Origin of the sequence: Pantoea sp. XY16, from assembly GCF_025153065.1 — a bacterium.
Classification (GTDB): domain Bacteria; phylum Pseudomonadota; class Gammaproteobacteria; order Enterobacterales; family Enterobacteriaceae; genus Pantoea; species Pantoea alfalfae.
The window spans coordinates 122,658-134,903 of sequence record NZ_JANZNP010000003.1; the positions used below are offsets into that span (position 1 = coordinate 122,658).

At 55.7% G+C, this 12,246-nt stretch carries 12 protein-coding genes; 1 reads left to right on the forward strand and 11 read right to left on the reverse strand.

Annotated features, from left to right (window positions below):
- Window positions 1-7: 7 nt before the first annotated feature.
- Genes potC through potA form a run of 3 tightly spaced genes read right to left on the reverse strand, consistent with a single transcriptional unit; the run spans window position 8 to window position 2,737 of the window.
- Complete coding sequence (gene potC, locus N1689_RS03460; protein WP_260057916.1) at window positions 8-781, reverse strand: spermidine/putrescine ABC transporter permease PotC; 774 nt, start codon at window positions 779-781, stop codon at window positions 8-10.
- Window positions 778-1,638 (reverse strand): spermidine/putrescine ABC transporter permease PotB, encoded by an 861-nt coding sequence (potB, locus tag N1689_RS03465; protein WP_161736350.1) that lies wholly within the window; start codon window positions 1,636-1,638, stop codon window positions 778-780. Before potB ends, potC begins: the two co-directional genes overlap by 4 nt.
- Entirely contained in the window at window positions 1,622-2,737 is a 1,116-nt protein-coding gene (gene potA, locus N1689_RS03470; protein ID WP_222924179.1) for a spermidine/putrescine ABC transporter ATP-binding protein PotA, read from the reverse strand. Before potA ends, potB begins: the two co-directional genes overlap by 17 nt.
- Before the next feature lie 312 nt (window positions 2,738-3,049).
- Between potA and pepT the strand changes: the two genes are divergently transcribed.
- A complete protein-coding gene (gene pepT / locus N1689_RS03475) occupies window positions 3,050-4,279 on the forward strand; it encodes a peptidase T (protein ID WP_161736352.1) in 1,230 nt (409 codons plus the stop codon).
- A gap of 73 nt (window positions 4,280-4,352) precedes the next feature.
- Here the strand turns inward: pepT and N1689_RS03480 are convergent, their stop codons facing one another.
- The 8 genes from N1689_RS03480 to rluE all read right to left on the reverse strand — a co-directional run bounded on the left by N1689_RS03480 (window position 4,353) and on the right by rluE (window position 12,205).
- A complete protein-coding gene (locus tag N1689_RS03480; RefSeq protein WP_161736353.1) occupies window positions 4,353-5,477 on the reverse strand; it encodes a cupin domain-containing protein in 1,125 nt (374 codons plus the stop codon).
- Between the two features lie 57 nt (window positions 5,478-5,534).
- Window positions 5,535-6,995: a two-component system sensor histidine kinase PhoQ gene (gene phoQ, locus N1689_RS03485; protein WP_260057918.1), complete on the reverse strand. Its 1,461-nt coding sequence runs from the start codon at window positions 6,993-6,995 to the stop codon at window positions 5,535-5,537.
- A 2-nt stretch (window positions 6,996-6,997) separates the two neighbouring features.
- Window positions 6,998-7,666, reverse strand: coding sequence for a two-component system response regulator PhoP (gene phoP / locus N1689_RS03490; RefSeq protein WP_003849836.1), 669 nt, complete (start codon window positions 7,664-7,666; stop codon window positions 6,998-7,000).
- A gap of 104 nt (window positions 7,667-7,770) precedes the next feature.
- Window positions 7,771-9,141 (reverse strand): adenylosuccinate lyase, encoded by a 1,371-nt coding sequence (purB, locus tag N1689_RS03495; RefSeq protein WP_260057920.1) that lies wholly within the window; start codon window positions 9,139-9,141, stop codon window positions 7,771-7,773.
- Between the two features lie 44 nt (window positions 9,142-9,185).
- Window positions 9,186-9,827, reverse strand: a complete 642-nt coding sequence (hflD, locus tag N1689_RS03500) for a high frequency lysogenization protein HflD (protein WP_033732295.1) — start codon at window positions 9,825-9,827, stop codon at window positions 9,186-9,188.
- Between the two features lie 42 nt (window positions 9,828-9,869).
- Complete coding sequence (mnmA, locus tag N1689_RS03505; protein WP_150038179.1) at window positions 9,870-10,982, reverse strand: tRNA 2-thiouridine(34) synthase MnmA; 1,113 nt, start codon at window positions 10,980-10,982, stop codon at window positions 9,870-9,872.
- Between the two features lie 42 nt (window positions 10,983-11,024).
- Window positions 11,025-11,498 carry an NUDIX domain-containing protein gene (locus N1689_RS03510; RefSeq protein ID WP_161736356.1) on the reverse strand — a complete coding sequence of 158 codons (474 nt, stop codon included), beginning with the start codon at window positions 11,496-11,498 and terminating at the stop codon, window positions 11,025-11,027.
- Window positions 11,499-11,542: 44 nt separating this feature from the next.
- Window positions 11,543-12,205: a 23S rRNA pseudouridine(2457) synthase RluE gene (gene rluE, locus N1689_RS03515; RefSeq protein WP_260057923.1), complete on the reverse strand. Its 663-nt coding sequence runs from the start codon at window positions 12,203-12,205 to the stop codon at window positions 11,543-11,545.
- Window positions 12,206-12,246: the final 41 nt, after the last annotated feature.

Here is a 12,246-nt window from a genome sequence, read left to right on the forward strand (position 1 = left end):
AATCCTCTTATTTATTTCTGTCACGCAGCAGCCACTGACTGGCCGCGACCAGCAGCAATGACAGCAGCATTAAAATGGTGGCCAGCGCATTCACTTCCGGTGAGACGCCTACTTTTACCATCGAGTAGATCTTCAGCGGTAAAATCTCAAACGTCGGACCGGTGACAAAGGAAGAGACCACCACATCATCCATCGACAGGGTAAAGCTCAGTAACCATCCAGCGGCGACGGCTGGCATCGCCAGCGGCAGAATGATTTTGCGCAGGATGATGGTTTCGCTGGCACCCAGATCTTTGGCTGCCTCCAGCATGCGCACATCAAAGCCCTTCAGACGTGAGTAGACAGTAATCACCACAAACGGCAGGCAAAATGTAATGTGGGAAAAGAGCAGTGACCAGAAGCCCAGCGAAATGCCCAGCAGCATAAACAGCACCAGCAGGGAGATAGCCATCACAATGTCCGGCGACATCATCACCACGAATAGCATGCCACTGACAAAGGGCTTGCCCCGAAAACGGTAGCGAAAGAGTGCGACAGCGATGAGTGCGCCGATCAGTGTGGCACAGCTGGCTGAGAGCACGCCCATGATCAGCGAGTGCTGCGCCGCCTGAATCAGACTGTCATTGTTCAGCAGCAGGCTGTACCAACGGGTCGTGAAACCCTGCCAGTTAATGCCAAAGCGGGAGGCGTTAAATGAATTCACGATCAGAATAACAATCGGTATGTAGAACCAGGCGTAAATAATCGCCATAAAACTGCCGCGTAACAGGCGTGCCATCATCCTAAATCCACCTGGTTATTCAGCAGTCGCGCCGCGCGCCAGTAAATCAGCAACAGCAATCCCATCAACAGCGTCATCACAATGCTGGTGGCCGCGCCAAACGGCCAGTCGCGGATGTTGAGGAACTGACTTTTGATGACGTTGCCGATCAGCAGATTCTTTGCGCCGCCCATCAGGTCGGCGACGTAGAACAGCCCCATCGCCGGGATCAACACCAGCAGACAGCCCGCAATGATGCCCGGCATGGTCAGCGGCAGAATAATACGGAAAAAGGTCTGCAGCTTACCGGCACCCAGGTCGCGCGCCGCTTCCAGCAGCGGTTTATCAAGCTTCTCCAGACTGGAGTAGAGCGGCAGCACCATAAACGGCAGCAGAATGTAGATCAGCCCGAGGATCACCGCTTCCGGGGTATACATGATGCGAAACGGTTTATCGATCAGCCCCAGCGACAGCAGGAAATCATTCAGCCAACCCCGGGTGCTGAGGAAAATTTTCAGGCCGTAGATACGGATCAGCGAATTGGTCCAGAAAGGTACAATCAACAGAAACAGCATCAGCGGACGCAGGCGCGGCGTGAGTTTTGTCAGACACCATGCAAAGGGATAGCCGAGCAGCAGACAGCCGATCGTGGCAATCAGCGCCATGTTCAGCGAGTGCAGCAGCACCTGCGCATAGAGCGGGTCGAGCAGCCGGGTGTAATTCCTGAAGGTCAACATGGCGCTGACGACGTGCGCATCATCGCGCGTCAGAAAACTGGTAACAAAAATCATCAGATTGGGCACAAAAACGAACAGCGCCAGCCAGCCGACGATCAGTACGATGACCCCCTTCTGAAAACCATTACGCATCAGCTTCATAGGGCAGTACCACCTCCCATCCCGGCACCCAGCTCACGGCCATCTTCTGATTAAGCGAGTGATCAACGTCCGGGTCATCCTCATTAAAGAACTCGCTGACCGTAACCAGCTTACCGTTCTCCAGCTCTACCGCAGACTCCAGCGTCATACCTTTATAGTTACGTTCGCGCACATAGCCAATCAGGCCATCTGATGCGCTGTCATCATGGATCTCCTGCACCCGCAGATCTTCCGGACGCAGCAGCACATGAAGCCGGTCACCCACGCTAACCGGGAAAGTACAGTGGATCTCGCACTCGCGTCCCTCTACCCGGGCCCGCACGTCTGGCGCGCTGTCGCTGGCGAGCACTTCAGCGTCAAAGACATTAATTTCGCCGATAAAGCGGGCAACAAACAGGTTTTCGGGCTCTTCGTAGATTTCGCGTGGTGTACCATCCTGCACTACCTTGCCGTCGCGCATGACCACGATGCGATCGGACATGGTCAGCGCCTCTTCCTGATCGTGGGTGACAAAGACAAAGGTAATGCCGAGCTTACGCTGCAGGGCTTTCAGCTCGTTCTGCATCTGACGGCGCAGCTTGTAGTCCAGCGCCGAGAGGGATTCGTCCAGCAGCAGCACTTCAGGGCGATTGACTACCGCGCGGGCAATGGCCACACGCTGTTGCTGGCCACCGGAAAGCTGATGCGGACGGCGATCGGCAAAGTGCTCCAGCTGCACCATTGCCAGCGCATCCTTTACCCGGCTCTCAATTTCTGCCGACGGGGTTTTCTGCATCCGCAGGCCAAAAGCAACGTTTTCAGACACGGTCATATGCGGAAACAGCGCGTAGCTCTGAAACACGGTATTGACGTGACGGTGTTCGGCCGGCGTATCAGTAATGTCCTGGTCATCGAGCGAGATACGGCCGCGATCAGCCGCTTCCAGCCCGGCAATCAGGCGCAGAATGGTGGTTTTGCCACAGCCCGACGGGCCGAGCAGGGTGATGAACTCACCGTGATGGATGGTCAGGTTAAAATCATCAATGATGGTCTTTCCATCAAAAGCTTTACTGATGCCAGAAAGCGTAACCAGCGCCTGCTGTGCGCGTGTTTGCGTCATTTTAGTCTCAGTCTGTCTAAGGTCGAACAGTTACAGCATAGCCGCTCAGTGCAGCCAGCCAGCAAAGAGGGGCGGATGATACCTGAAAAATAAGGCATTGCCATGTTTTGCCCGCCTGGCCGCGGCAATTCGCCCGGCTGTTAACAACATTGCGAGGTTTGCCGCAACATTCACGTAATCAGGCGTTTTTTTCGGGCTTATTACTTTCCCAAAGGTCACCGACAGCGCTAACCTGTCTGCGAATGATTTTACGCAACGTTGTGACCGGCGGGTCTGTGAATAATACCGGACGGCACTTTTAAAGGATGGGATATGGAACAGTTACTTGAGCGCTTTTTAAGTTATGTGGCAGTTGAGACACAGGCTAAGCCGCAGGCGCGCCAGGTGCCCAGCAGTGAAGGGCAGTGGACGCTGGCGCGTCAGCTGCAGGAGGAGCTGCTGGCCCTGGGTTTTGTTGATGTCACCCTGAGCGATCACTGTTGCGTCATGGGCACGCTGCCCGCCAATGTTGACTGGCCGACGCCAGTTATCGGTTTCATCTCCCACATGGATACCTCGCCTGATTTCACAGCGAAACATGTGAACCCGCAGATCATCGAAGATTATCGCGGTGGCGACATTGCGCTGGGTAATGGCAACGAGGTCCTGTCACCGGTCATGTTCCCTGTGCTGCACAAGCTGATTGGACATACGCTGATTACCACCGATGGCAAAACCCTGCTGGGCGCGGATGATAAAGCGGGTATCGCCGAGATCATGACGGCGATGGCGCAGCTGGCTAACAGCGATACGCCCCACGGCGCGATCCGCGTCGCCTTTACCCCTGATGAAGAGATCGGTCGCGGCACCTCACATTTTGATGTGGAGGCGTTCGCCGCCGACTGGGCCTACACCATTGATGGCAGCGATCTGGGTGAGTTTGAGTATGAGAACTTCAATGCCGCCTCGGCTACGGTCAAAATCGTCGGTAACAACGTACATCCAGGCTCCGCGAAAGGCGTGATGGTCAATGCACTGGAGCTGGCTAACCAGTTTCATGCGGCCGTACCGGCCGGCGAAAAACCGCAGTACACCGACGGCTATGAGGGCTTCTACCATCTGCATCAGATCAAAGGCAGCGTCGAGCACGCCGAGATGCTCTACATCATTCGTGACTTTGAAACAGAGAGTTTTGAACAGCGTAAACAGACGCTGCTGCAGATCGCTGCGGAGATCAACAAAACCCTGCACCCTGACTGCTCGGTCACTGTTGAGATCACCAATAGCTATCGCAACATGCGTGAAAAGGTCGAGCCGTTCCCGCATATCATTGATCTGGCTTTGCAGGCGATGCGTGACTGCGGCATTGAACCCGTGGTTAAACCGATTCGCGGCGGCACCGATGGGTCATCGCTGTCGTGGAAAGGATTACCTTGCCCAAACATCTTTACCGGAGGCTATAACTATCACGGCAAGCATGAGTTTGCGTCGCTGAATATCATGGCGAAGTCAGTGGAAGTGATTGTGCGTCTGTCAGAACTGGCCGCGCAGAAGAAGGATTAAATTAAAAAAGGCTCTCCTGCCATGACGGCAGGAGAGCCTGATTCAGCCGCAGCGCACTGTTACGCGCTGCGGGTTATTCCTCGCCGAAGTACCAGTAACCGGCATTCACCAGACCGGCGATCTGCGCCAGTACGGCCGGATCATCCAGCGCATCACCCAGATCCTCCAGTGTGATGCGATAGTGATTCGCCAGAACTGCCATCACATCCGGGCGTGAACACTCAACCCGCTCACCATTGATATAAACAGCCTCACCAATCGTCAGGACACGCAGGCCACCCAACCGGCTCAGCGCATCCCCCTGTTGCAGCGCATCATAAATTTCATCAGGCTGATAAGGCGGTTCCGGCGGCGCGACGTCGAGTTCGTGGCGTGACTGCGAAATGAATTCGCCGAACCACTGCTCAAACTGCGCTGGCTGATTAACTACATCCAGCATCAGCTGGCGCACGCCTTCAATCTCCTGCGGCAGGATCTGCGACGGGCAATCACGTGCAGGCACATCCGGATCGCTGAAGCGCAGGCTGCCCAGCTCATTGGCCAGGGCATAGTCCGCAAAGCCGCTGATTAACTCGCGACCGCTGGGGGCGCGGAAACCCACAGAGTAGTTCAGTGCGTTTTCCAGCGAGTAGCCTTCGTGCGGGAATCCCGGCGGAATGTAGAGAATATCGCCCGGCTCCAGCTCTTCATCGATGATGGCATCGAACGGTTCAACCTGCAGCAGGTCCGGGTGCGGGCAGTGCTGCTTCAGCGCCACTTTTTCACCGACGCGCCAGCGACGGCGGCCAGTACCCTGAATAATAAAGACATCATACTGATCAAAATGGGGGCCGACGCCTCCGCCAGGCACGGCAAACGATACCATCAGGTCATCAACACGCCAGTCAGGCAGAAAGCGGAAAGGGCGCATCAGCGCGGCTGAGGGTTCATGCCAGTGATTGACCGCCTGGACCAGCAGTGACCAGTTGTTCTCTCCCAGATGATCATAGCTCTCAAACGGGCCGTGGCTGACCTGCCATTTGCCGTCCTGATGGCTGACCAGGCGGCTGTCCACCTCGTTTTCCATTGCCAGTCCGGCGAGTTCATCCGGTGAAAGGGGATCGACAAAGTTTTTAAAACCACGCTTCAGCACGACCGGGCGTTTCTGCCAGTAGCGCTGAATAAAATCGGGCCAGTTAATATCGAGCTGATAGTCCATACAAGGGTTCCGCTTAGGGCTGTAAATGCCAGCAAGTATAACAGTCCTGAGGGTTTTCTACTCGCGGTGATGTTCGACTTCCTGGCGCTGAAAAACTACTTCCATACGTGTTCCGCCAAGCGCACTGCTAGTGGCGATGACATTTCCATCATACTGTTCCAGTATATCGCGTACCACTGCCAGACCTAAGCCCTGGCCTGGCCGCAGCGTATCGGCACGCTGACCCCGGACAAACACTACATCGCGCTTGCTCTCGGGAATGCCCGGGCCATCGTCGTCAATATAGAGATGCAGTGCATTTTCGCTTTGAAAAGCGCTGACTTCGATAAACTCCAGACAGTACTTGCAGGCATTATCCAGTACGTTGCCCAGCACTTCCATAAAGTCATTCTGATCGCCAATGAAGGACAGCTCCGGAGAGATATCCAGCGTAATCGCCACGCCTTTGCGCTGATAGACTTTATTCAGGGCTGAACAGAGCTTGTCGAGCAGACCGGAAACGGAATGGATATCGCGCTGCAGCGGATTGTGATCGGCCTGCATACTGGCGCGGTGCAGGTAATATCCCACCTGCTGTGAAATACGACTAATCTGCTCCAGCATGACCGGCTCCGCCTGTTCTACCGTCAGCTCTTTGCCGTTGCGCAGCGATCGCAGGGTGCTCTGCAACACGGCCAGCGGCGTTTTCAGGCTATGGGTCAGATCAGAAAGGGTGGTGCGATAACGTGTATAGCGCTGCCGCTCATTGGTCAGCAGCAGATTGAGGTTGCGCACCAGACTGCGCAACTCCTGCGGTGGATTATCCGCCAGATTTTCGCGCTGACTGGTTTCCAGTTCGCGCACCTGCTGTGTCAGCGTACCAATTGGCCGCAGACTCCAGTGCGCCGCCAGCCACAGCAGCGGAATAATCAGAATCAGGTTAGCCGCCAGCACATAGCTGAACCACGACCAGACCACATCAGAGTGCTGCAACTCCTGCGGAATAGAGTCGACCACCACAATGGTGAGCGCGGGCAGATTCGTCGTGGCATCGTAACGGTTAACCGCAACCGAATGGGTAAAGGTATCGTTGCTGTCAGTGTCCCAGTCATTAAGCCGTTGCTTAGCATTGAGATTATTGCCCATCGCGACCATGCTAGTGCGGTTGCTGGTATCGATCTCGTAGAAATCAGGCTTCAGCAGCCATTCGCGGCGGATCTTTTTGCGAATATCCGGCACGTCGCGTTGCTGCCACAGCAGCTTGCCATGCTCATCGTAGATGAAGACGAGGGTAGGAAAATTCAGCGTCATTCGTTCCGGCTGCGCGATGGTGAGCTTGTTGTCATGCCATTGCGCCAGCGTAAAGAACAGATTGCTCTCGCCGCGCATCACCCGGTAGGTATTTTTATCGAAACTCACCACATAGCCAATCACCGCGACCATGCCGTAAGAGAGTGAGAGGAACAGAACTATCGCTGCGGAGGCCAGCAGAAAGCGGGCGCGCAGCGAAATAGGGCGGTAACGATTAAACCAGGACATGGTCAGAGATCAAAGCGGTAACCCTGGCCACGCACGGTGGCAATGACATCAGTGGGGTGCAACGCCAGAATCTTTTTGCGCAGACGACCCATCAGGACGTCGATGGTGTGGCTTTCGCGCAGTTCAGCGTCAGGATAGAGCTGCAGCATCAGTGAGTCTTTGCTCACCACTTTGCCGGCGTTACGGATTAGCGTCTCGACAATGGTGTACTCAAAGGCGGTGAGTTTTACTGGCTCTTCATTCACCGTCAGCTCACGGCGTGAGAGATCCACCTGAAACGGGGCCATATCGATGATTTGCGACGCATGACCGCTGTTGCGGCGCATCAGCGCCTGCAGGCGTGCCGCGACTTCTTCAATGTGAAATGGCTTGGTCACGTAGTCATCCGCACCGGCTTCCAGCGCTTCGACTTTCGCCTGCCAGCCCTCACGGGCAGTCAGGACCAGAATTGGCTGACGCACGGCATCACTGCGCCAGCGACGAATCAGCGACATGCCATCTTCATCCGGCAGGCCGAGATCCACCAGCGCGATATCGGGCAGATGTTCGCGAAGAAAATAGTCAGCTTCTTTGGCGTCTTCGGCGGCATCGACCTGATGGCCCATGTCACGTAACTGGACGGCGAGATGATGGCGCAGCAGGGCATTGTCTTCAACAACCAGAACACGCATAGAAATTCCTTACACTCTGTTTGAGTCAACCTGCAGAAAGTATACGCGAAATGTATTAAACAAGATGTTAACGCAGACCGGACTGAGCCGGTCTGCGGCGGGCATTATTTCAGATCGTCAACCATCTGGATAGCGCGACCAATATAGTTTGCAGGCGTCATCTGCTTCAGACGCACTTTTTCCTCTTCCGGCAGCGCCAGGCTGTCGATAAAGGCCTGCATAAAGGCAGCGTCCACGCGTTTGCCGCGCGTCAGCTCTTTCAGCTTCTCATAGGGCTTTTCAATGCCGTAACGACGCATCACCGTCTGGATCGGCTCTGCCAGCACTTCCCAGTTGTGATCCAGCTCGTCCAGCAGGCGGTCACGGTTCACTTCCAGCTTAGAGATGCCTTTCAGCGTCGCCTGATAGGCGATCAGCGCATAGCCCACGCCCACCCCGAGGTTACGCAGCACGGTGGAGTCGGTCAGGTCACGCTGCCAGCGTGAGACCGGCAACTTGCTGGCCAGATGCTGCATGACAGCATTCGCCAGACCCAGATTGCCTTCGGAGTTTTCGAAGTCGATCGGGTTCACCTTGTGCGGCATGGTTGAGGAGCCAATTTCACCCGCAATAGTTTTCTGTTTGAAATGGTTCAGCGCCACATAACCCCAGATATCACGATCGAAATCGATCAGGATGGTGTTAAAGCGGGCGATACAGTCGAACATCTCAGCGATATAGTCGTGCGGCTCAATCTGCGTGGTGTACGGGTTCCAGGTGATCCCCAGTGAGGTCACGAAGTTCTCGCTCAGCGCGTGCCAGTCCACTTCGGGATAGGCAGCAATGTGAGCATTGTAGTTACCGACCGCGCCATTGATTTTACCCAACACTTCAATCTGCTTCAGCTGACGTAACTGACGCTCCAGACGATAGGCGACGTTGGCCATCTCTTTACCCATGGTCGACGGCGTCGCCGGCTGGCCGTGGGTGCGGGAGAGCAGCGGAATGTCACGGTATTCGCTGGCAAGACCTTTCACGGCGGTAATTAGCTGGTCCCAGTAAGGCAAAATCACGTCACGGCGGGCCGTTTCCAGCATCAGGGCATGCGACAGGTTATTGATATCTTCAGAGGTGCAGGCAAAGTGAATAAATTCAGAGACGGCATGCAGGGCAGGGATATCAGCCACTTTCTCTTTCAGGAAATACTCAACCGCTTTTACATCGTGGTTGGTGGTGCGCTCAATGGTTTTGATGCGGGCGGCATCGTCTTCTGAAAAACCGGCGACAATTGCATCAAGGAAAGCGTTTGCGTCGGCATCAAATGCAGGAACTTCCTTGATCTCTGCGGTCGCGGCCAGTTTTTGTAACCAGCGAACTTCAACCTCAACGCGGAATTTCAGCAGACCGAACTCGCTGAAAATCGCACGCAGCGGGCTGACTTTATCGCCGTAACGACCATCGACAGGTGAGACGGCGGTCAGAGAGGATAATTCCATCAGTGCAACTCCTGAATCATTTAGCAGTGTTTTGCCGCACCGACTTAGTAAGTCAGTGGCAGCCGGGATAAGAGGGTTTTCGCTTCACGCAGCAAACGCTGACGCGAGAACATCAGTTGCAGTCGGCCACCGCCGACCTGCTGCCACAACACGGCAGCGCGGATACCGGCTAACAGGGTGGCGCGCACTTTGCTCTGCACCTGCGTATTCTGCAGCACCGCAGGCGAACCGGTAACCTGAATACGCGGGCCAAGCGGGCTGATCACATCCACATAGATGCCAGCCATCGCGCTGAGGATGGTGTCTGACTCCAGTTCATAATGTGCCAGCTGGCGATCCAGCTGCGTGATGCGCTGTGCCAGCGTCGCCATGGCGGATTTACTGGCGCTGAGCTTGCGCTCCAGCACCATCATGCTGAGCGTGTAACGTGTCAGTTCTGCGCCGGCACCCTGGCGACTGCTGCTGTTCAGCACCGCCATCAGGGTTTCAAGTCCGAGGCGCAGGTTGGCTTCATTATTGCCGAACACCGCCAGCGTGGAGCCAGGATTAAGATCCAGCACGCTGCGCAGCGACACGGTCAGCGCCTCGGGCTGGCAGTGACCCTGCTGAGCCAGCTGCTGCACGAGATGGGCGGACTGACAGATGCCCGCCAGCGCCAGCGTGATTTCCTGATAATTTTTCGCCACGGTTACTCCTGTTTACGCGTCATCAACGCGGGCTGAGCCCGCTTACTCCGCCACTAACGGCAGACGCTGTTCGATAATACCGCCACCGAGGCAGACGTCGCCAAGATAAAACACCGCAGACTGACCTGGCGTGACTGCAGCAACCGGCTCGTCGAAACGCACCGCAATCCGGTCGTCGCCCTGTGGAATAATCTCACAGGGAATGTCGGTCTGACGATAGCGGGTTTTCACAGTGCAGCGCAGCGGAGCGGTGATTGGCTGACGATCAACCCAGTGCAACTGCTGCGCAATCAGGCCAACGGACATCAGACGCGGATGATCGCCGCCCTGGGCAACAATCAGACGGTTACGCGCCACATCTTTGTCGACCACATACCAGGGATCATCTTTGCTCTCTTTCAGGCCACCGATACCGAGACCTTTACGCTGTCCAAGCGTATGGTACATCAGCCCCTGATGTTCACCGACGATCTGACCTTCCGTAGTTTCTATTTCGCCAGGCTGAGCCGGGAGATAGCGCGCCAGGAAGTCGCGGAATTTGCGCTCGCCGATAAAGCAGATGCCGGTCGAGTCTTTTTTCTTCGCGGTGATCAGGTCCAGCTGTTCCGCGATGCGGCGCACTTCCGGTTTTTCCAGCTCGCCGACCGGAAACAGACTTTGGGCAATCTGCTCGTGGCTCAGAGTATAGAGGAAGTAGCTCTGGTCTTTGTTACCGTCCAGTCCGCGTAACAGCTGGCTCTGACCATCGACGTCCTTGCGGCGCACGTAGTGACCTGTGGCGATAAAATCTGCGCCCAGGTCTTCCGCCGCGAACTCCAGGAACGCTTTGAATTTGATCTCTTTGTTGCAGAGGATATCGGGGTTAGGCGTGCGGCCCGCTTTGTACTCTTCGAGGAAATGCTCAAAGACGTTATCCCAATACTCTGCGGCAAAGTTAACTTTATGCAGCTTCATACCGAGCTTGTCGCACACCGCTTGCGCATCCGCCAGATCGTCCGCGGCGGTACAATACTCCTCGCCATCGTCCTCCTCCCAATTCTTCATGAACAGGCCTTCAACCTGGTAGCCCTGCTGCTGCAGTAACCAGGCGGAAACGGAAGAATCGACGCCGCCGGACATACCGACGATCACTTTTTTCTGGCTGTTGTCAGACATGACACGCTCGCATTACGATAAAAAAACAGGCGGCGCATTCTATCATGCAGAAGGCAGACGCGCACCCTCGTGAAACGGCCACTGGAACGGGCTGACCAGATGTAACGGGTAGCGCGCGCCCTGTTGCCACAGGCGTACGCTTTCAGCGACCAGTGGCGAACGCAGGTTAGACGCAGTGAGAATCTGCGCTGGCGGCAGCCACCAGCAGCAATCGATGTCGCTGTCCTGCGGCTGAGTTGGCGCTTTTTCCGCCAGATCGACGCCAAACAGAAAACGCACAAAAGGCGTACTGTCGGGCGCGATCCACTGGTTTATCCCGATGAAATAGTGCATCGATGCCGCAATACCCGTCTCTTCATAGAGTTCACGTTCGGCGGCTTCCAGCAGGGTTTCATCCGCTTCGAGATGTCCGGCAGGCTGGTTCCAGGTAGGACGACCGTTGATCGTCTCTTCCACTACCAGCAGTTCACCCTCTGCCTGAACCAGACAGGCGACAGTAACATGAGGTTTAAACATTACTTCTCCGCAATTGTTAACCTGAGGTTATAAAAAATAGATTTTCAGGCAGGCCTCTCGCTGATTTCACGCCACATACCCGGCGCCAGATCGTCGAGCGAATAGTTTCCCATGGCGTACCGAATTAACCGTAAGGTGGGAAAGCCGATATGGGCTGTCATCCGGCGCACCTGACGATTACGGCCTTCATACAGGGTGACTTTCAGCCACTGCGTCGGGATATTTTTGCGCTCGCGGATTGGCGGCTGACGCGGCCAGAGCCACGCCGGCTCAGCCACTTTTTCCACACCAGCGGGCAACGTCATGCCATCTTTCAGATTAACCCCTCCCCGGAGAGGCTGAAGATCCGCCTCCTGTGGCTCGCCTTCCACCTGCACATAATAGACCTTACCCGTGCGTTTGCCGGGCTGCGTCAGCGCGGCCTGCAGGGCACCGTCGTTGGTCAGTACCATCAGGCCTTCGCTATCACGGTCAAGGCGACCTGCGGCATAAACGTCTGCGACGCTGACAAAATCTTTCAGGGTGCGGCGGCCCGCTTCATCGGTGAATTGCGGCAAAACGTCGAACGGTTTGTTAAACAGAATGACACGTCGTGGAGCAGCAGGGCGGGCAGGCGCACGTCGCACATCACGCGTCGGGCGGCTGAATCGTTTATCCTGGTGAATTCGTTGAGTTGTTTTTCGCATGGGCTTTGCAGTCAGAAACATTCGGCGCATTATAACGTGAAATTGCGGTGATTGGCGTGACG